This is a genomic window from Burkholderia sp. BCC0405, from assembly GCF_902833075.1.
In the GTDB taxonomy this organism is placed as follows: Bacteria; Pseudomonadota; Gammaproteobacteria; order Burkholderiales; family Burkholderiaceae; genus Burkholderia.
The window spans coordinates 87,770-106,265 of record NZ_CADFEO010000005.1; the positions used below are offsets into that span (position 1 = coordinate 87,770).

Here is an 18,496-nt window from a genome sequence, read left to right on the forward strand (position 1 = left end):
GCCGCCCGCGCCCGTGGCGCCGCGTATCAGCCCGCGTCACCCCAGCCGCCGCCGAGCGCGACGTAGAACGCGACCGTGTCCTGCAGCCGTTGCGCGACCGCCTGCAGCCACGCCAGGCGCGCCTGATGGTATTGCACGTCGGCGACGAGCAACTGCACATAGCCGTTAATCCCTGCGTCGTAGCCGGCCTGCGTGAGCGTCAGCGCATCGCGGGCCGCGGCCATCGCGCGGGCCTGCGCATCGAGCGCCGCGGCGTCGTTCGCGAGCGCGCGCAACGTGTCGGCGACCTGCGAGAACGCCGACAGCACCACTTGCCGGTAGGTCGCGTCGGCTTCGTCGTACGCATCCTGCGCCGCGCGCCGCTCGTTCACCAGCGTGCCGCCGTGAAAGAGCGGCGCGGCGAGCCCGGCGCCGACGCTCCATGCACGACCGGCCGGCGCGAACAACTGGCCGGCGACGATGCTGTCGAAACTGCCCGACGCGGACAGCGTGAGATTCGGATAAAGCGCGGCCGTCGCGACGCCGACCTGCGCGCTGGCCGCGTGCAGCTGCGCTTCCGCCTGCAGGATGTCCGGCCGGCGGCGCACCAGCGACGACGGCGCGGTATCCGGCAGGCTTGCCGGCAGCGCGATGCGTTCGAGTGACAGGTCGGGCGTCTGCCAGTCGACGGGATAGCGGCCCGCGAGCAGCGCGAGCAGGTCGTCGGCCTGCGCGCGCTTCTGATCGAGCGCGGGCAGCGTCGCCTCGAGCGACGCCCGCTGCGATTCCAGCGTGAGCACGGCGACGTAGGGCGCCGCGCCGGCCGTCACCTGCGCGCGCGTCAGGCGGATCTGCTCGTCGAGCAGGCCGATCATTTCGCGCGTGGCCGCGGCTTCGTCGCGATACGCGGCGCGCGCGATCATCGTGTTGACGACGTTGGCGGTCAGCATCAGGTACGCGCCCGCGAGCGCCTGGCGCTGCGCGTCGACGCCGGCCGCCAGCGCCTCGACCTGGCGCCGCTCGCCGCCCCACAGGTCGAGCGTGTAGCTGACCGTCGCCGACAGCGTGTACAGGTTGAAGATCGATGGTGGCAGTGCCTGCCCGGTGCGTAGCGGCGCATAGCGCTGGCGCGACGCGCCGGCCTGTGCATCGGCCTGCGGAAAGAAGACGCCTTCGCCGGCCCGCAGCGCATGTTCGCTGCGCCGCAGCGTTGCCTCGGCGAGATCGAGCGTCGGGCTGCCGGCCAGCGCCTCGCCGACGGTCGAGTCGATCGCGCGGCTGCCGAAGCGCGTCCACCAGTCGCGCGCGAGCGGCTCGCTCGCCGACAGCGCCTGTGTCTGTCCGCCGCCCGTCCATGCGCCGGCCGCGGCATCCGCCGCGACGAAGCGCGAGACAGGCGGGGCGGGCGGACGCGTGAAGTCGGGCCCGACCATGCATCCGGCCAGCGACGCGACGGCCGCGAGCACGGCCGCCGCGCGCGGCATCCGGCGGGCGCGGCGATTATTTGCCGGCCACGTATACATCGACGATCTGCCCGGGAAACAACTGGACAGCCTTGTTCGGGACGATACGGAAAATGACCGGCAACACCCGCACGTCGACGCGCTCGGTGCGCTGGTCGGACAGTTCGATCTTCGGCGTCACGTACGGCTGCACGCGGACGAACTGGAGGTCGGCCTCGACCGACGTGCCGCGCACGAACATGTGCGCCTTCAGCGCGTGCAGGTCGGGCAGCTGGTGGATCAGGATTTCGTCGACGTAGCAGCGCACCTGCAGGCGGTCGGCCGGCGTGCCGAGCACCGCCACGGGCGCGTTGCCTTGGGTGTAGGTGTCGTACAGCCCCTGCGAAGTCAGGTAGGAGCCGACGGCCGCGTTCATCGCGAGCACGGTGCCGTCGGCCGGCGCGCGCAGCGTGTAGCGGGCGAGCAGCGCGGCGGCCGCGTCGGCCGCGCGCCGCAGCGCGATGGCCTGTGCTTCCTGGTTGCGCACGTCGTAACTCCAGGCGCCGGCTTTCGTCAGGCGATATTGCCGCGTCACGACATCGAGGTTGGCCGCCGCGACACGTACCGAGTTCGCGGCCGTGTCGAGCGCATCGCGGCTCACGGCCTTCGGGTCGATGTCGTACGCGCGCCGCTGCTTGTCGTACTGGTCCTGCGCGAGCTTCAGGCTGGCCTGCGCGGCCGTCGTCTGCGCGCTCGCCACGTCGAGCACCTCGCGGCGGGGCTGCGCCTTCAGCTCGTCGAGCAGCGCGGCGGCGGCGTCGGCCTGCGCCGCGAGCTGCGCGGCGGTGGCGCGCTGCACCGAGTCGTCGATCGTCAGCAGCGCATCGCCGGCCTTCACCGGATCGCCGTCGTGCACGAGGATGCGCGTCACCGCGCCCGTCACGTCCGGGTAGACGTTCACGTTCGCGCCGGCCGCCTGCTCGCTCTCGACGATGCCGTTCGCATACACGCCGCGCGCATACGGATTGGCCGCCGGCTTGAACACCGGCGGCTGCGGCGGCTCCTGGCGGCTGTAGAGCCAGGCGGCGACGAGGCTGGCGAGCAGGCCGAGCACGGCCGCCGCGAACACGAACCGGTGTTTCATCGCGCACCTCCGCGCTCGATGCCGTTCAGCCTGCCGTCTTCCATCCGCAGGATGCGGTCCGCGTATTCGAAGATGCGCGCGTCGTGCGTGACGATCACGATGCAGCGCGTGTCGTTCAGCACCTTGTGCTTGACGAAGTCGATGATCATGCGGCCCGTGTCGCCGTCGAGCGACGCGGTCGGCTCGTCGAGGATCAGCAGGTCGGGCTGGCTGACGATCGCGCGCGCGATCGCCACACGCTGCTGTTCGCCGCCGGACAGCTTGACGGGCGGCAGGTGCGCGCGGTTCGCGAGCCCGACGACCTCGAGATAGCCGAGCGCCTCCTTGATCGCGTCGTCCCACGGGCGGCGCTTCAGGATCAGCGGGATCGCGACGTTCTCGGCTGTCGTGAGCCGCGGAAACAGGTGGTAATCCTGAAAAACGAAGCCGATCCGGTTCAGCCGGAAATCGGCAATCGCGTCGTTCGGCTGCGCCCACAGGTCGACGCCGTCGATCGATACCGAGCCGGATTCCGGCCGCAGGATGCCCGAGATCACGCTGAGCAGCGTCGTCTTGCCGCTGCCGGACGGCCCGACGATCAGCAGCATCTCGCCGAAGCTCGCCTGCATCGACACGTCGCGCAGCGCCTGCGTGCGCGCGTCGCCTTCGCCGAACCATTTGCTGACGCCGTGTGCGTCGATCGCGACCTTCGCCATCGTCAGCCCCGGAAGATGTCGAACGGCTCGATGCGCAGCACGCGCCGCACGCCGAGATAGCTCGAGATCGCCGCGATCACGACCACCATGCCGAACGCGAGCGCCAGGTTGCCGTAGGTGACGAGCGCCGCGTAGTCGGGAATCTGCAGCTTCGCGAGGCTGATCAGGAGCACGCACAGGCCAACGCCGAGCCCGTAGCCGGTCAGCGCGGTAAACGTCGCCTGGAACAGGATCATCGCGACGAGCTCACGGCTTTTCGCGCCGATCGCCTTCAGCGCGCCGAACTTGTCCAGGTTCTCGAGGATGAACGCATAGAAGGTCTGGCCGGAGATCGACAGGCCGATGATGAAGCTGATGATCGTCATCAGCAGGATGTTGGTGCCGAGGCCGGTCTGATACTTGTAGAAGCGCGCGATCTGCGCGATGAATTCGTCGCGTGTGTACGCGCGATAGCCGAGCGATGTCACGACGGCCTTGATGTGCGCGATGTCCGCATCCGACTTCGGCTCGACGAGGATGTACGACGTGGTGAAGCGCGGCGACGGAATGTACTGGATCGCACGGGCATAGGTGGTGTAGAGCGTCGGCGTGCCGAACAGGCCGCTGGCCGCGACCTTCGCGATGCCGACGATCACGCCGCGGTGGTCGTTCAATTCGAAATCGGTGCCGACCGACGGATTCTCGAGCTTCGGAAACTCCGGATCCTGGATCGCGATGAAGCCGTTCTCCGCGTAGATGTCCTCGATCCGGCCCTGCAGCATCGTCGGGCGGCCGAGCAGGCTCGCGTCGTCGAGGCCGACGACCGTCACGGCCTGGTAGGTGCCGGAGCGCAGCTTCACGAGCGCGGCGCCGGAGTAGAGCGGCACCGCATACTTGACGCCGTCGATGCTGCGCACCGCGTCGAGCACGTAGTCGGGCATGCCGATGCTGTTCGCGATCGTCTGCACGGCCGGGTCCATCACCCACACCTTCGCGCCGATGTTGATCACGGACGCCGACGACTTGTTCAGGATGCCGGCGAACAGCGACGTCATCTCGATCATCAGCAGCACCGAGAACGTGATGCCGACGGTCAGCGCGGTGAATTTCGCGCTGTCGTTGACGAGCAGCTTGAACGCGAGGCGGAGGATGCCGTTCATGATGGGCGATGCATGGGGCCGCGCGTATCAGGGGCGGTCGCCCGGCGCGAGGTTCAGCAGGACGACGAACGAGAGGATGCTCAGGATCAGCGTGACGATCGAGTACCTGAATACCCGCTCGTCGAACAGCATCCCGTGGACGACGCCGGCCAGCGATGCAAGTGCGATGAACACGCTGAGCGTCGCGAGCGCGATCCGGTATTGCCTGCGGTTCATGACTGTCTCCCTGGGCCGGCTGCCTTGCGGATGCGAAACGTGCCGGTTGTCACGGGTTTCGCGGTGTCTGGCGTCATGATCGCGTCGCGCTTTGCCGCAAGGTTGATCTGTATCAACGGACGAATCCGGCTGGCGCGCGCCCGATGGCCGCCGCCACCGGCACGCCGTTGCTTGATCCTCGTCAAGCCGCCGGCGCCGCCTTGCGCGATGCTGGATCCGGTGCGGCCCGTCACCGATCGCAAGTGTCGCGATCGACACGCGGGCCGACGGGAGACCGACATGAAGTCCGATGCAGCACTCAAGCAGGATGTCGAGCAGGCGTTGTTCTGGAATCCGGCGATCGATGCGCGCCGGATCGACGTCGACGTACGCGACCGGATCGTGACGCTGCGCGGCACGGTCGACAGCTGGGCGCAGAAGCTCGAGGCGCAGAAAACGGTGCTGCATGTCGCGGATGCGCGCGCGCTCGTGCTCGAACTGAACGTCACGCCGCCGGAGAACGCGTGCGCGGATCAGGAGCTGGCGATCGCGATCACGTTCGCGCTCGGCTGGCAGGAGGCGCTGCGCGATCGCAAGATTCGCGTCGAGGTCGATCACGGCTGCGTGACGCTCGACGGCGAAGTGGATCACGCGTTCCAGAGCCGCGCGGCGGAAGCGATGGTGAGCCGGATGATCGGCGTCGTCGGCGTCGCGAATCGCATCCGCGTGCGCGCCGACCCTACGGTGCCGGACGTCGGCACCCGGATCGCCGAAGCGCTCGCGCGGCGCGCGCAGCGCGAATCCGCGGGGATCTCGATCGCGGCCGCCGACGGCATCGTCACGCTGACGGGCACGGTCGCGTCGCTCGCCGAACGGCGTGCCGCTTGCGGCGCGGCCGCGTCGGTCAGGGGCGTGCGCGAGGTCGTCGACCGGCTGACCGTTGCCTGACGATGCATGCGCGGGCCCGACCCCGCCATGCCGGCCTGACACCATGAAAAAATCATTCGATTACTCCGGACTGCTGATCCCGTTCGCGTTTGCCGCGCTGGTGGCGTATCAGCTGCTGATGGCCCAGCCGGCAACGACGACGATTTCGTACAGCGACTTTCACCGGCTGGTCGACGCGCGGCTCGTCGACGATCTCGACGTCGGCCAGTCGTCGATCTCGGGCGCGCTGCGCATGCCGGAAGCCGGCGCGGCGCTGCCGGCCTCCGACGCGGTCGCCGTGAAGAAGGCGGGGCCGCCGTGGCGCTTCACGACCAACCGGGTGGCCGACGATCGTCTCGTCACCGAACTCACGGCCGCCGGCATCCGCTATCGCGGCGCGCCGGATTCGGGCTGGCTCGAAACGCTTGCCGGCTGGCTATTGCCGGTGATCCTCCTCGTGACCTTCTGGAGCTTCATGATGCGCAGGCCGGGCGGGGTCCGGGACCTGAGCGGCATGGGCAAAAGCCGGGCGCGCGTGTACGTGCAGCAGGAAACCGGCATCACGTTCGACGACATCGCCGGCATCGACGAGGCGAAGGCCGAGCTGCAGCAGATCGTCGCGTTCCTGCGCAACCCCGAGCGCTACCAGCGGCTCGGCGGCAAGATCCCGAAGGGCGTGCTGATCGTCGGCGCGCCCGGCACCGGCAAGACGCTGCTCGCGCGCGCGGTGGCCGGCGAGGCGGCCGTGCCGTTCTTCACGATCAGCGGCTCGGCGTTCGTCGAGATGTTCGTCGGGGTCGGCGCGGCCCGCGTGCGCGACCTGTTCGAGCAGGCGCAGCAGAAGGCGCCGTGCATCGTGTTCATCGACGAGCTCGACGCGCTCGGCAAGGCGCGCGGTGTCGGCCTGATGTCCGGCAACGACGAGCGCGAGCAGACGCTCAACCAGCTGCTTGTCGAGATGGACGGCTTCCAGGCCAATTCGGGCGTGATCATCATGGCCGCGACCAACCGGCCCGAGATCCTCGATCCCGCGCTGCTGCGGCCCGGGCGCTTCGATCGCCACATCGCGATCGACCGGCCCGACGTGAATGGCCGGCGGCAGATCCTCGGCGTGCACGTGAAGCACGTGAAGCTCGCGGCCGACGTCGATCTCGGCGAACTCGCGCAGCGCACGCCGGGCTTCGTCGGCGCGGATCTCGCGAACGTCGTCAACGAGGCCGCGCTGCATGCGGCCGAACTCGGCAAGCCGGCGATCGGCATGGCCGACTTCGACGAGGCGATCGATCGCGCGATGACGGGCATGGAGCGCAAGAGCCGCGTGATGAACGACGAGGAAAAGCGGACCATCGCGTACCACGAAGCGGGGCACGCGCTCGTCGCGCAAAGCCGCGTGCATTGCGATCCGGTGAAGAAGGTGTCGATCATCCCGCGCGGCATCGCGGCGCTCGGCTACACGCAGCAGGTGCCGACCGAGGATCGCTACGTGCTGCGCAAGAGCGAGCTGCTCGACCGGCTCGACGTGCTGCTCGGCGGCCGGGTGGCCGAGGAAATCGCGTTCGGCGACGTGTCGACCGGCGCACAGAACGATCTCGAACGCGCGACCGCGCTGGCGCGCCACATGGTCATGCAGTACGGGATGAGCGCGAAGCTCGGCCTGGCGACGCTTGACGACGCGACGCCGCAGGGCGGTTCGCCCGGCGTGTGGACGCCGGGCGACGGCCGGTGCAGCGAACACACCGCGCAGTTGATCGACGAGGAAGTGCGCGCGTTGCTCGAAGAGGCGCACGTGCGGGTCGCGGCGACGCTCGGCGGGCATCGCGACGCGCTTGAACGGATCGCGCGGTGCCTGCTGCAGCACGAGTCGATCGATCACGACACGCTGGTGGCGCTCATCGCGCCGCCGGACGATGGCGGCGGTGCGCCGGGGCCTGCGCGCGCCGATGCGGAGCCGGCGACGGCGACGGCGACGGCCGCGCCGGCCTGACCGGCTGCCGTCGATCGGGCCGCTCAACAGCCGATGCAGACCGCGCCGTCGCGCAATTGCGCGGTGTCGTCGGTGACGACCGACGCGAGCCGCGGATCGGGCCGAAACACCGTGATGCCCTTGAGCCGTTCGCGCCACGCCGCGAAGAACAACGCGTCGACCTGAGCCAGCGAACACTGGCTGTCCGTCGTCACCGTCTTCGAGATGCCGGCGTCGACGCAGGGCTGGAGCGCCGCGAGCATCGCGACGTGATCGGCCGGCGCGATCTCGGCCGCGGTGGCGAAATAGTCCGGCAGCGCGACGCCGTCGCCGTGCAGCGCGCGAAAGAGCCGGTAAGCATGATTCTGTACCCGGTACGCGCGCACCTGCCCGTCTGCCGTGCGGACCATCCGGCGCTGCGTCCAGCCGACGGCCGGCTCGATGCCGTTCGAGCAGTTGTCGCAGAACGCGAGGCTCACGCTGCCGGCCGGCGCGAACGACAGCAGATGGCTGTTGCGCAGCCCGTGCCGCGCGATCGCGTGATGCACCTTCAGCGGCAGGCGCGTGCGGTATGCGGGGCCGGTCAGGTAAGCGGCCGGATCGTAAGCGGGAAACGCGCCGCGCTCGGCGGCCAGCGCGGCCGATGCGGCAAACGCGTGCTCGCGCATCGTCAGCGCGATGCTGCGCGCACAGGCGCGCGCGTCGACGCTGTCGTAGCGCAGCCGCAGCATCGTCAGCGCGTCGCCCAGGCCCGTCACGCCGACACCGATGCGCCGCGTCCGCTGCGCTTCACGTGCATGCGCGGCGAGCGGCCACGCGGTGAGGTCGAGCACGTCGTCGAGCAGGCGGACCTGGACGCGCACCGCGTCGGCAAGCGTCGCGAAATCGAAGCACGGCGCGCCGTCGAGTCCGAACGGATGGCGCACGAACCGCGACAGGTCGATCGGCCCGAGCACGCAGCTGCCGTAGGGCGGCAGCGGCTGTTCGCCGCACGGGTTCGTCGCGTCGATCCGCTCGTGCTCGCGCAGCGGATTCGCGTCGCGGATCGTGTCGAGGAACAGCAGCCCGGGTTCGGCGCTGTCGCGTGCGGCGCAGACGATCGCTTGCCACATCCTGCGAGCGGGGACCGTCGCATGAAGGTAGCGCCCGTCCGGCCGCCGGGGCGGCGCAACGGCGGCTGCATGGCGCGGCGCGTGATGGACGAGCGCCCATGGCAGGTCGTGCGCGACCGCTTCCATGAACGCGTCCGTGATGCCGACCGACAGGTTGAAGGTTGGCCAGCGCGTTCGCCCGCGCTTGGCCGTGACGAACGCAAGCAGGTCCGGATGATCGCAGCGCAGGACGCCCATCTGCGCGCCGCGGCGCGGGCCGGCGAACGGTAGTGCGCGGCACATCGCATCGAATCGGTCGATCGCCGCACATACGCCGCGTTCGGGCGACAGGCGGCGTTCGTATGCGCCGGCGGGCGGCACCGGCGAGAAGTCGTAGCCGATGCCGCCGCCCATCAGCAGCGTGAGCCGGGCGTCGTCGAGCGCCTGCGCGAGCGCGGCATCAACGCCTTGCAGCGGCAGGTCCGGCGGAACCGCGAGCGGGTGGACGAAACAGTTGATCATCGTCCCGCCTGCGTTCGAGCCGGCATTCGCCATGATGCGGCCGGCGCCGATCGCGCCGCGCTGCAGGTTCAGGAAGAACATGCGCTCGGCCCGCGCGCGCAGCGCGGGCGGCTCGGCGAGCGACAGTGCACGGGCGACACGCTGAAAGACGGCCGCGCGCGACGTTTCGCCGGGCTGCGCATAGCGCTCGGCGAACACGGTGGTGCAAAGCGGCTGCTCGTCCATGGCGGGGCTCGGCGACGACGGATGAGTCACTGTAAGGGCCTGCCCGCCCGCGTCGTTGATCGAGCGCAATCCGGCGCGGTTGCGGCATGGCTTGACGGCCATCAATGTCGCGCGAAGGGGCGCACGTAAGGTGGCGCCAGGGCCGGCCCGCGCCGGCGGCCGGCACCCGCCACGGCGCAGGCGTGCGTCGTGCCAGCCCGCGAATCGCGCCTTTTACCGGCTGCGCGCCATGACCGAGATCGTTACCGTCACGTTGAATCCGGCCGTCGATGTCTCGACGTCGGTCGAACACATCGTCGATACGCACAAGCTGCGCTGCGCGCGGCCACGGCGGGATCCCGGCGGCGGCGGGATCAACGTCGCGCGGACCGTTCACCGTCTCGGCGGCGACTGCGTTGCGCTATACCTGGCGGGCGGGCCGACCGGCGATGTGCTGACGCTGCTGCTCGAAGCCGAACAGGTGCCGGCCGTGCGCCTGCGGATCGCCGGCGAGACGCGCGAGAACGTCTGCGTGACCGAAACGGCGACGGGGCGCGAATACCGGTTCCTGATGCCGGGGCCGTCGGTCACCGCAGCCGAGTGGCGCGACTGCGCGACACGCATCGCGGCCCTGCAACCCGCGCCGCGCTATCTGGTGCTGAGCGGCAGCCTGCCGCCCGGCGCACCCGACGACCTGTACGCCACGCTCGCGCGCGCGGCCGCCGCGAACGGCAGCCGGGTGGTCGTCGATGCGGCGGGCCCGGCGCTGCGTGCGGCCCTCGACGCCGGGGTCCATCTCGTGAAGCCCAGCCTCGACGAACTGAGCGCGCTGGCCGGCGAAGCGCTCGACGAAGCGTCGGCATGCGCCAAGGCGGGCGAGCTCGTCGCGCAAGGACGGGCGGACATCGTTGCAGTGACACTCGGCGCGCGCGGCGCATGGGTCGTCACGCGCGAGCGCGCGCTGCGCCTGCCGGGCAGACCCGCGACGGTGCACAGCACGGTGGGTGCCGGAGACAGCTTCGTCGGCGGGATGGTCTGGGCGCTGGCGCGCGGCGTGCCGTTCGACGATGCGTGCCGCTATGCGCTGGCGGCATCGGCCGCGTCGGTCGAGCATCCCGGCACGGCGCTGTGCACGCGCGCCGACGTCGAGCGGATTCATGCGGAACTGGTTGCGCAGGCAAGCGGCACGGCCATTGCGGGAGGGATGGCATGAGCGTCCGCTCGATCGGATGCCCGCCGCTGTCGTGCCGGCCGCAGGCATCGTCCGCCGGCGCCGGGACGGGCGAGTCGATGCCGGCAGCGGCCGGCGCGGACGAATGGATGCGGCGGAATCCGCGCGATCGCTACGATCCCGCTGCGCTGCCGCGCTGACCGCCGAAGCGGGTTTCGCCGCGTGTCGATATGGCAAAATATGCCAATTCATGCTGTTTTGTGTGTTTTCATTCGAATGTCATCTCGCGTCGCGATAGTGCGAAACCCGGCGCCGGTTCGCGCCGCTCCCGGCGGATCCGCACGCGGGGTGCGGCAAGCGGTAGCCGGAACGTTCGCCCCGAAGGGGGCGCGTGTGTCATCTCGACAGAAGGAACGTGCAATCGTGAATGCCATCGCAGCGGCAGATTCTTATGACGTGGTCATCGTCGGCGCCGGCATCGTCGGCCTCGCGCATGCCTATACGGCCGCCCTCAAGGGGTTGAGCGTCTGCCTGGTCGAACGCGATGCCGCATGCGTGGGCGCGTCGATCCGCAATTTCGGCTTCGTCACCGTCACCGGGCAGCACGCGGAACATGGCTGGCGGCGTGCGAGGGCGAGCCGCGAGGTCTGGGCGGACGTCGCGCCGCAAGCCGGTATCGACGTGCTCCACCGGGGCCTGCACCTGATTGCGCGTCGCCCCGAGGCGATGCAGCTGATCGATGCCTTCATGCAGACCGGCATGGCCGACGGCTGCCGGGTCATGACGCCCGGCGAAGCGGCGGCCGTGGCGCCGGCGCTGCGGCTGGACGGCGCGCAAGGCGTGCTGCACAGCCCGCATGAACTGCGCATCGAGCCGCGTACCGCGATCGGGTTGCTGGCGTCGTGGCTGGCGGAACGCTTTGGCGTGCGCTTCCGCTACGGCGAGATGGTGCACGAGGTGCGCACGCCGACCGTGCGGACGTCGCGCGGCGTGTTGCACGCGGAGCGCGTGATCGTCTGCGGCAATGCAGACAGCCGTCACCTGTACGGCGACTGGTTCGCGCGGCACGCGGTCCGGCTGTGCCAGTTGCAGATGCTGCGCGTGCGGCCGCGCCGCCCGTTGGCGCTGCCCGCCGCGGTGATGAGCGACCTGAGCCTGCTGCGGTATGCGGGTTTCGCGGCGCTGCCCGCCGCCGCCGCATTGCGCACGCGCCTGAGGGCGGAGGAACCGGTGTGCCTCGGTTACGGCATCCACCTGATCGCGGTGCAGAGCGCCGACGGCAGTCTCGTGGTGGGCGATTCGCATGAATACGGCGCCGCGCCGCTGCCGTTCGCGACGCAGGAGATCGACGCCCAGATCCTGCGCCTGCTGCACGAGACGCTCGATATACCGGAACTGGACATCCTCGAACGCTGGACCGGCAGCTATCCGTCCGCAGCCGATGCCGATTGCGTGATCGAGGCGCCGGATGACGGCACGCGCGTCGTCGTCGTGACGAGCGGCGCCGGGATGAGCACGGGCTTCGGGATCGCGCAGGACGTGTTTGCCGCGTGGTGACGGCGTGCGCATGCGCGTCGCGCGGTTGCCGGGTGCGCGGGTTGCGCCGGCTTGGCCGGCGTGCGCCCAAGCGGACTGACGGGCGGCGCACGCGGCCGGCCCGCATGACCGATTCCGCCGATGCGTGGTTTCGAGCGATGCGCTTGCAGGCATGACCGTGGCATTCGACTGGCGATTTCAGCGTGTTTAGCGAAACAGTCGAATCATGAATGTGTCTAGTCATCCTGATGGAAAGGTCATACTAAATGCACCAGATTCGTGCCGCGAATCACCGCGAAGAGGCACGAAAAACCCCCGTTATTAGGGGATTTCCCGCGTTTGCCCGGTTTTTTTTGATCAACGCTTGTCGCTTCGTTTTTCTTCTTGCATGCTTGTATAGACAAATTCCTGAGGCGGCTTGCATGACCGAGGGGATGACGAACTTCAACGCAAGGAGAAATTTCGTGAACGGCAAGCGCATCAAGTGGGCAGTCAGGACGATCGGTATCGTTGCGGCGGCTGCGACCACGCTTTCGGCGCCGGTGCAGGCGAAGGAATGGAAGACCGTGACGGTGGCGCTCGAAGGCGGCTACGCGCCGTGGAACCTCACGCTGCCGGGCGGCAAGCTCGGCGGCTTCGAGCCCGAACTGCTCGCCAACGTGTGCGAGCGTATCAAGGTGCAGTGCAACATGGTCGCGCAGGACTGGGACGGGATGATTCCGGGGCTGCAGGCCGGCAAGTTCGATGTCCTGATGGATGCGATCTCGATCACGCCGGATCGCGAGAAGATCCTGCTGTTCTCGCGTCCTTATGCGGCCACGCCCGCGACGTTCGCCGTCACCGATACGAAGATCCTGCCGAAGGCGGCGCCGGGCGCGCCGATCGTCAAGCTGTCGGGCGACGCGAACGCCGACAAGCCCACCGTCGACGCGCTGCGCAAGCAACTGAAGGGCAAGACGATCGGCATCCAGTCGGGCACCGTCTATACGAAGTTCATCAACGACAGCTTCAAGGACATCGCGTCGATCCGCGTGTACAAGACCTCGCCCGAGCGCGATCTCGACCTCGTCGCCGGCCGTATCGACGCATCGTTCGACGATGTGACGTACTACGCGGCGAACAACGCGAAGAAGGACAACGCATCGATCGTGCTCGCGGGCCCGAAGCTCGGCGGGCCGATCTGGGGGCCGGGCGAAGGGCTGGCCTTCCGCAAGCAGGATGCCGACCTGAAGACGAAGTTCGATACGGCGATCGGCGCCGCGCTCGCGGACGGCACCGTGAAGAAGCTCGCCGACAAATGGTTCAAGACCGACGTCACGCCGTAAGCGCGCGTCCGGCCGCCGCCGCGCAAGCGGCATGAGCCGCGCGCGGCGGCGCACATCCTGCCGATCCTATCAACGCTTGCCGGGAGGCACGCATGGCGATCCTTGAAATGCTGGGCTTCGGAACCGAAGGCTGGGGCGGCGTGCTGCTGCTCGCCGCGCTGATGACGGTTGCGCTGACGCTTGCCGCGCTCGCGGTCGGCGCCGTGATCGGCGCGGCTATCGCGGCCGCGAAGCTGTCGCGCTACCGCAGCGCCCGCCTGCTCGGCGACCTGTACACGACGGTGTTTCGCGGCGTACCCGAGCTGCTGGTCATCTACCTGTTCTATTTCGGCGGCTCGACGCTCGTCACGGCCGTCGGCCAGTGGTTCGGCGCGGAAGGCTTCATCGGCGTGCCGCCGTTCGTGATCGGCGCGCTGGCGGTGGGGATGATTTCCGGCGCGTACCAGGCCGAGGTGTATCGCGCGGCCGTGCTCGCCGTGTCGAAGGGCGAGCTCGAAGCGGCGCGCGCGATCGGCATGCCGCGCGGCATGGTGTTGCGCCGCATCCTGATTCCGCAGGTCCTGCGCTTCGCGTTGCCCGGCATCGGCAACGTGTGGCAGCTGAGCCTGAAGGATTCGGCGCTGATCTCGGTCACCGGGCTCGCCGAGCTGCTGCGCACGAGCCAGATCGCGGCGAATTCGACCCATCAGTATTTCGTGTTCTTCGTCGCGGGCGGCGCGCTCTACCTGGTCATGACGGGGCTGTCGAACCGCGTGTTCAACCGGGCCGAAGCGATCGTCGGCCGGTCGTTCCGCCGCAACTTCGCACGCAACTGACGGAGCGCGCACATGTCACTCGATTTCGACTTCCTGTTCGATACGCTGCGCCAGCTGCTCGCGGCGGTACCGACCACGCTCGGCCTGTTCTTCGCGTCGCTCGTGCTGGGCGGCCTGCTGTCGCTCGTGATCGTCACGATGCGCGTGTCGCCGCGCTGGCTGCCGAACCGCTTCGCGCGTGCATACATCCTCGTGTTTCGCGGCTCGCCGCTGCTGATCCAGATGTTTCTCGTGTACTACGGGCTCGGCCAGTTCGGCGTGATCCGCGAGAGCTTCATGTGGCCGCTGCTGCGCGAGCCGTACGTGTGCGCGGTGCTGTCGCTCGCGCTCTGCACCGCCGGCTACACGGCCGAGATCCTGCGCGGCGGGCTGATGGCCGTGCCGGTCGGGCAGATCGAGGCCGGCTATTCGATCGGCCTGTCGGGCTTCGCGCTGCTGCGCCGCGTGATCGGCCCGATCGCGCTGCGCCAGTGTCTGCCCGCGTATTCGACCGAAGCCGTGCTGCTGGTCAAGTCGACCGCGCTCGCCAGCCTCGTGACCGTGTGGGAGGTGACGGGCGTCGCGCAGCAGATCATCCAGCAAACCTACCGGACGACCGAGGTGTTCGTGTGCGCGGCCCTCATCTACCTGGGCCTGAACTTCGTCGTCGTACGCCTGCTCGGCGCGCTCGAATGGCGGCTGTCGGGCCACCTGCGCGCGCCGAAGCCGTCCGGCCCGCCCGCGGCCGGCGCACGCAATGCGCGCCGCGTCGCATCCTGACCGCGTCCTTCCTTCCAGGAGAATTCGATGAACACAGCTGCTCCCGTCGCCCTGTCGGTCAGGAACATCCACAAGTCGTTCGGCGATCACCACGTGCTGAAAGGCATCTCGCTCGATGCGCACGAAGGCGACGTCATCTCGATCCTCGGTGCGAGCGGATCGGGCAAGAGTACCTTCCTGCGCTGCCTGAACCTGCTCGAAACGCCCGACGACGGCACGGTCGCGCTCGCCGGCGAAGAGCTGAAGATGAAGCGCGCGCGCGACGGCAAGCTGCATCCGGGCGACCGGCGCCAGGTCGATCGCATCCGCTCGCAGCTCGGGATGGTGTTCCAGAACTTCAACCTGTGGTCGCACATGACCGTGCTCGACAACCTGGTCGAAGGGCCGCTGCGCGTGCAGAAGCGCAGCCGCGCGGAAGCGGTCGAGGAGGCCGAGGCGTTGCTCGCGCGTGTCGGCCTCGCGGACAAGCGCGGCTACTATCCGGCCCATCTGTCGGGCGGCCAGCAGCAGCGGGTCGCGATCGCCCGCGCGCTCGCGATGCATCCGAAGGTGATGCTGTTCGACGAACCGACGTCGGCGCTCGATCCGGAGCTGGTCGGCGAGGTGCTGCGCGTGATGCGCTCGCTGGCGGAGGAAGGGCGCACGATGCTGGTCGTCACGCACGAAATGGGCTTCGCGCGGCATGTGTCGAACCGCGTGATGTTCCTGCATCAGGGCGAGGTCGATGCGGACGGGACGCCCGGCGAACTGTTCGGCGGCCAGTGCTCCGAACGCTTCCGCCAGTTCGTGTCGAGCCATCATGACCGCGCCGCGAACTGAGGCTGCCATGACCGTATTCCGTTCGGCACGGCCGCTCGACTGGCGGCAGATTGCGGCGGTGGCGGCCGGCGCGCCGCTCGCGTTGACCGACGAGGCGCGCGGACGCGTCGTCGCGGCGCGCGAGCTCGTCGATGAAATCGTCGCGCGCGGCATTCGCGCGTATGGCGTCAACACGGGCGTCGGTGCGCTGTGCGACGTGATCGTGTCGCCGGCGCAGCAGGGCGCGTTGTCGCGCAACATCCTGATGAGCCATGCGGTCGGCGTCGGCGCGCCGCTCGGCGCGGCCGAAACGCGCGCGATCATTGCCGCCGCGATCAACAACTACGCGCACGGGCACTCGGGCGTGCGCGCCGGCATCGTCGACCAGCTGGTCGCGCTGCTCGAACACGATTGCCTGCCGGAAGTGCCGGCGCACGGTTCGGTCGGCTACCTGACCCACATGGCGCACGTCGCGCTCGTCTGTATCGGCCATGGCCATGCGCGTCACCGCGGCGAACGCGTGCGCGGCGACGAGGCGCTGCGCCGCATCGGCCGTGAGCCGCTTGTGCTCGGCGCGAAGGAGGGGTTGAGCCTCGTCAACGGCACCCCGTGTGTCACCGGGCTCGCCGCGCTCGCGCTTGCGCGCGCGGAGCGGCTGCTCGACTGGGCCGACTGGATCGCGGCGACGAGCTTCGAGAATCTCGGCGGCCAGCTCGCCGCGTTCGATCCGGCGTCGCTGGCGCTACGCATTTCGCCGGGCATCGGGCACGTCGGCGCGCGCCTGCGCGCGATGCTTGCCGACAGCGCGATGCTCGCCGCGGCGCACGGGCGGCATACGCAGGATCCGCTCAGCCTGCGCACGATTCCGCACGTGCACGGTGCGGCGCGCGACGTGCTGGCGGTCACGGCGGAAGTCGTCGACCGCGAGCTCGCGTCCGTCACCGACAATCCGATCGTCGCGGGCACGCGCGACGCGCCGGCCGTCCATTCGCAGGCGCATGCGGTCGGCGCGGGCATCGCGCTCGCGATGGACAGCCTCGCGGCCGCGATGGCGCAGGTCGCGGCGATTGCCGAGCGGCGGCTCGACCGTCTCGTCAATCCGCTCGTGAGCGGGCTGCCGGCGTTCCTCGCGACGCCGGGCGGCACGTGTTCCGGGTTCATGATCGCGCAGTACACCGCGGTCGCGCTGGTTGCGCAGAACCAGCGGCTCGCCGCGCCCGCGAGCCTCGACGGCGGCATCACGTCGGGCCTGCAGGAAGATCACCTGTGCCATGCGACGCCGGCCGCGCTGAAGGCGCTCGACATCATCGAGAACACCACGCGTGTGCTCGCGATCGAGTTGCTGGCCGCCGCGCAGGCGTACGATCTTCAGGAGAACCGCGCGTCGCCGGCGGCGCCGACCGATGCGCTGTGGCGTTACGTGCGCGAACGCGTGCCGGCGTATCACGACGACCGGCCGCTCGCGGACGACATCGCGAGCGCGGCGGCCATCGTCGCGGGCGCACCGCCGTCGCTGGCGTGAAGCAGCGGCGGTGCGATGGTGGGCAGGTCATCCAACCTTCATTCGATCGAGGGCGCATGAACGAAGCGGAACGATACACGGCTGCCCGGCCGGATGCCGCACCGGGCGACGACGTGCCGGCGCGCGCGCTGCCGGCCTACCAGCAGATCAAGCGCTACGTGGTCGAGCGGATCGCGAACGGCGACTGGAAGCCCGGTGGCGCGATTCCGACCGAGGCCGAACTGGTGAAGGAGTTCGGCGTGGCGCGGATGACGGTGTCGCGTGCGCTGCGCGAGCTGACTGCCGAGCGCGTGCTGACCCGCATCCAGGGGGCCGGCACCTTCGTCGAGCGCCGTCATTACGAATCGACGGTGCTCGAGATCCGCAACATCGCCGACGAGATCGCCGAGCGCGGCCATCGGCACAGTGCGCGCGTGGTGTCGATCGAAAGCAGCGACGATCCCGAAGCGGTCGAAGCGCTCGGGCTGCGTACGGGGCCGGTATTTCATTCGCGCATCGTGCATTGCGAGGAGGGCGAGCCGATCCAGTTCGAGGATCGCTACGTCAATCCTGCGCTGTTTCCCGCTTACCTCGAGCAGGATTTCACGGTCGAGACGCCGAACCACTACATGGTGCGGCTCGCGCCGATCCAGCGCGCGGAATTCCGCATCTACGCGCAAAAGCCCGATGCGCAGGTGCGCCGGCACCTCGTGATGGAAATCGGCGAACCATGCCTGCTGCTGCGGCGGCGCACGTGGGTCGGCGGGCAGGTCGCGACGTCGGTGCAGTTGTGGCATCCGGCGTCGCGGTTTCATCTGGCGGGGCGGGTGTAGCCAGGGGTAGGGCCGCCGCCGCCGGTGGCCGTCACGCACGCGGCCAGCGACCGGCTGATCGGGATCGAGGACGCGTCGGAGGAAGAACCGCGCGCGATGGCCCGGACCTATCTCGACATGGCGAAGCGGGTGGCCGCCGGGGACGACAAACGGGACGCCGGCCGCGATCGCAAGCCGGCCGACCCTTCGCCGGAATCCCGACGGGTGGCAGCGCGACTGCGCAACGACCGGCACGCGATCGGCGGACGATTTTTCAAGCGCGGGTCAATTCTGTCCCGACGCCGCGGTGCGCCGCGGCTTCAACATTTCGCGCGGGTTATCGCGTTGATGTGTCACCCGTTCGGTTCCGCGCACCCGGCGTGCGTCACGCATTTCATCCGGCGACGGGAAATATAAATTAAATGTGAACACTCCCCGCCGCAAAATTTTGCACAATGGCGGCAGCGCGGCGCGTTGC

The 18,496-nt window shown here is 69.3% G+C and carries 17 protein-coding genes and 1 pseudogene; 12 read left to right on the plus strand and 6 right to left on the minus strand.

The window, feature by feature from the left end; all coding sequences use genetic code 11:
- Positions 1-26 precede the first annotated feature (26 nt).
- Genes HWX36_RS09795 through HWX36_RS09815 form a run of 5 tightly spaced genes read right to left on the minus strand, consistent with a single transcriptional unit; the run spans position 27 to position 4,615 of the window.
- The gene (locus tag HWX36_RS09795; RefSeq protein ID WP_244136378.1) at positions 27-1,463 is read right to left on the minus strand and encodes an efflux transporter outer membrane subunit; all 1,437 of its coding nucleotides are present in this window, start codon (positions 1,461-1,463) and stop codon (positions 27-29) included.
- Positions 1,464-1,479: 16 nt separating this feature from the next.
- The gene (locus tag HWX36_RS09800; RefSeq protein ID WP_175951915.1) at positions 1,480-2,565 is read right to left on the minus strand and encodes a biotin/lipoyl-binding protein; all 1,086 of its coding nucleotides are present in this window, start codon (positions 2,563-2,565) and stop codon (positions 1,480-1,482) included.
- Positions 2,562-3,266, minus strand: a complete 705-nt coding sequence (locus HWX36_RS09805; protein WP_175952163.1) for an ABC transporter ATP-binding protein — start codon at positions 3,264-3,266, stop codon at positions 2,562-2,564. The genes HWX36_RS09800 and HWX36_RS09805 overlap by 4 nt, the downstream gene beginning before the upstream one ends.
- Positions 3,263-4,399 carry an ABC transporter permease gene (locus tag HWX36_RS09810; RefSeq protein WP_175951916.1) on the minus strand — a complete coding sequence of 379 codons (1,137 nt, stop codon included), beginning with the start codon at positions 4,397-4,399 and terminating at the stop codon, positions 3,263-3,265. Before HWX36_RS09810 ends, HWX36_RS09805 begins: the two co-directional genes overlap by 4 nt.
- A 27-nt stretch (positions 4,400-4,426) precedes the next feature.
- Complete coding sequence (locus HWX36_RS09815) at positions 4,427-4,615, minus strand: DUF2964 family protein (RefSeq protein ID WP_175951917.1); 189 nt, start codon at positions 4,613-4,615, stop codon at positions 4,427-4,429.
- A gap of 279 nt (positions 4,616-4,894) precedes the next feature.
- Here HWX36_RS09815 and HWX36_RS09820 point away from each other — a divergent pair, with 279 nt between their 5' ends.
- Together HWX36_RS09820 and ftsH are read left to right on the plus strand one after the other, a co-directional pair.
- On the plus strand, positions 4,895-5,542 hold the full coding sequence (locus HWX36_RS09820; RefSeq protein ID WP_175951918.1) for a BON domain-containing protein: 648 nt from the start codon (positions 4,895-4,897) through the stop codon (positions 5,540-5,542).
- Between the two features lie 43 nt (positions 5,543-5,585).
- Positions 5,586-7,505 carry an ATP-dependent zinc metalloprotease FtsH gene (ftsH, locus tag HWX36_RS09825; protein ID WP_175951919.1) on the plus strand — a complete coding sequence of 640 codons (1,920 nt, stop codon included), beginning with the start codon at positions 5,586-5,588 and terminating at the stop codon, positions 7,503-7,505.
- Positions 7,506-7,528: 23 nt separating this feature from the next.
- Here the strand turns inward: ftsH and HWX36_RS09830 are convergent, their stop codons facing one another.
- Complete coding sequence (locus tag HWX36_RS09830) at positions 7,529-9,322, minus strand: adenosylcobalamin-dependent ribonucleoside-diphosphate reductase (protein ID WP_175951920.1); 1,794 nt, start codon at positions 9,320-9,322, stop codon at positions 7,529-7,531.
- A gap of 229 nt (positions 9,323-9,551) precedes the next feature.
- Here HWX36_RS09830 and HWX36_RS09835 point away from each other — a divergent pair, with 229 nt between their 5' ends.
- The 10 genes and pseudogenes from HWX36_RS09835 to HWX36_RS09880 form a co-directional block, all read left to right on the plus strand.
- Positions 9,552-10,514, plus strand: a complete 963-nt coding sequence (locus HWX36_RS09835; RefSeq protein ID WP_175951921.1) for a 1-phosphofructokinase family hexose kinase — start codon at positions 9,552-9,554, stop codon at positions 10,512-10,514.
- Entirely contained in the window at positions 10,511-10,672 is a 162-nt protein-coding gene (locus HWX36_RS09840) for a hypothetical protein (protein ID WP_175951922.1), read from the plus strand. Before HWX36_RS09835 ends, HWX36_RS09840 begins: the two co-directional genes overlap by 4 nt.
- Before the next feature lie 223 nt (positions 10,673-10,895).
- Positions 10,896-12,029, plus strand: coding sequence for a TIGR03364 family FAD-dependent oxidoreductase (locus tag HWX36_RS09845; protein WP_244136350.1), 1,134 nt, complete (start codon positions 10,896-10,898; stop codon positions 12,027-12,029).
- 443 nt (positions 12,030-12,472) lie between these two features.
- The gene (locus tag HWX36_RS09850; RefSeq protein WP_175952164.1) at positions 12,473-13,333 is read left to right on the plus strand and encodes a transporter substrate-binding domain-containing protein; all 861 of its coding nucleotides are present in this window, start codon (positions 12,473-12,475) and stop codon (positions 13,331-13,333) included.
- A gap of 92 nt (positions 13,334-13,425) precedes the next feature.
- Positions 13,426-14,148 (plus strand): ABC transporter permease subunit, encoded by a 723-nt coding sequence (locus HWX36_RS09855; protein ID WP_175951924.1) that lies wholly within the window; start codon positions 13,426-13,428, stop codon positions 14,146-14,148.
- A gap of 12 nt (positions 14,149-14,160) precedes the next feature.
- The gene (locus HWX36_RS09860) at positions 14,161-14,907 is read left to right on the plus strand and encodes an ABC transporter permease subunit (RefSeq protein ID WP_175951925.1); all 747 of its coding nucleotides are present in this window, start codon (positions 14,161-14,163) and stop codon (positions 14,905-14,907) included.
- Positions 14,908-14,934: 27 nt separating this feature from the next.
- Positions 14,935-15,726, plus strand: coding sequence for an ATP-binding cassette domain-containing protein (locus HWX36_RS09865; protein WP_069258218.1), 792 nt, complete (start codon positions 14,935-14,937; stop codon positions 15,724-15,726).
- A 7-nt stretch (positions 15,727-15,733) separates the two neighbouring features.
- A complete protein-coding gene (gene hutH, locus HWX36_RS09870; RefSeq protein WP_175951926.1) occupies positions 15,734-17,227 on the plus strand; it encodes a histidine ammonia-lyase in 1,494 nt (497 codons plus the stop codon).
- A 56-nt stretch (positions 17,228-17,283) separates the two neighbouring features.
- Complete coding sequence (hutC, locus tag HWX36_RS09875) at positions 17,284-18,039, plus strand: histidine utilization repressor (RefSeq protein WP_175951927.1); 756 nt, start codon at positions 17,284-17,286, stop codon at positions 18,037-18,039.
- Between the two features lie 24 nt (positions 18,040-18,063).
- Positions 18,064-18,168: pseudogene (locus HWX36_RS09880) on the plus strand (low affinity iron permease family protein); the annotation flags it as partial.
- Positions 18,169-18,496 lie beyond the last annotated feature (328 nt).

Excerpts from the sequence above, each read along its gene's own strand:
- HWX36_RS09815 (WP_175951917.1), bottom strand. The coding sequence starts at position 4,615 with ATGAACCGCAGGCAATACCGGATCGCGCTCGCGACGCTCAGCGTGTTC.
- HWX36_RS09865 (WP_069258218.1), top strand. The coding sequence starts at position 14,935 with ATGAACACAGCTGCTCCCGTCGCCCTGTCGGTCAGGAACATCCACAAG.
- HWX36_RS09835 (WP_175951921.1), top strand. The coding sequence starts at position 9,552 with ATGACCGAGATCGTTACCGTCACGTTGAATCCGGCCGTCGATGTCTCG.
- HWX36_RS09795 (WP_244136378.1), bottom strand. The coding sequence starts at position 1,463 with ATGCCGCGCGCGGCGGCCGTGCTCGCGGCCGTCGCGTCGCTGGCCGGA.
- HWX36_RS09840 (WP_175951922.1), top strand. The coding sequence starts at position 10,511 with ATGAGCGTCCGCTCGATCGGATGCCCGCCGCTGTCGTGCCGGCCGCAG.
- HWX36_RS09830 (WP_175951920.1), bottom strand. The coding sequence starts at position 9,322 with ATGGACGAGCAGCCGCTTTGCACCACCGTGTTCGCCGAGCGCTATGCG.
- hutC (WP_175951927.1), top strand. The coding sequence starts at position 17,284 with ATGAACGAAGCGGAACGATACACGGCTGCCCGGCCGGATGCCGCACCG.
- HWX36_RS09810 (WP_175951916.1), bottom strand. The coding sequence starts at position 4,399 with ATGAACGGCATCCTCCGCCTCGCGTTCAAGCTGCTCGTCAACGACAGC.
- hutH (WP_175951926.1), top strand. The coding sequence starts at position 15,734 with ATGACCGTATTCCGTTCGGCACGGCCGCTCGACTGGCGGCAGATTGCG.
- HWX36_RS09820 (WP_175951918.1), top strand. The coding sequence starts at position 4,895 with ATGAAGTCCGATGCAGCACTCAAGCAGGATGTCGAGCAGGCGTTGTTC.
- HWX36_RS09860 (WP_175951925.1), top strand. The coding sequence starts at position 14,161 with ATGTCACTCGATTTCGACTTCCTGTTCGATACGCTGCGCCAGCTGCTC.
- ftsH (WP_175951919.1), top strand. The coding sequence starts at position 5,586 with ATGAAAAAATCATTCGATTACTCCGGACTGCTGATCCCGTTCGCGTTT.
- HWX36_RS09855 (WP_175951924.1), top strand. The coding sequence starts at position 13,426 with ATGGCGATCCTTGAAATGCTGGGCTTCGGAACCGAAGGCTGGGGCGGC.
- HWX36_RS09800 (WP_175951915.1), bottom strand. The coding sequence starts at position 2,565 with ATGAAACACCGGTTCGTGTTCGCGGCGGCCGTGCTCGGCCTGCTCGCC.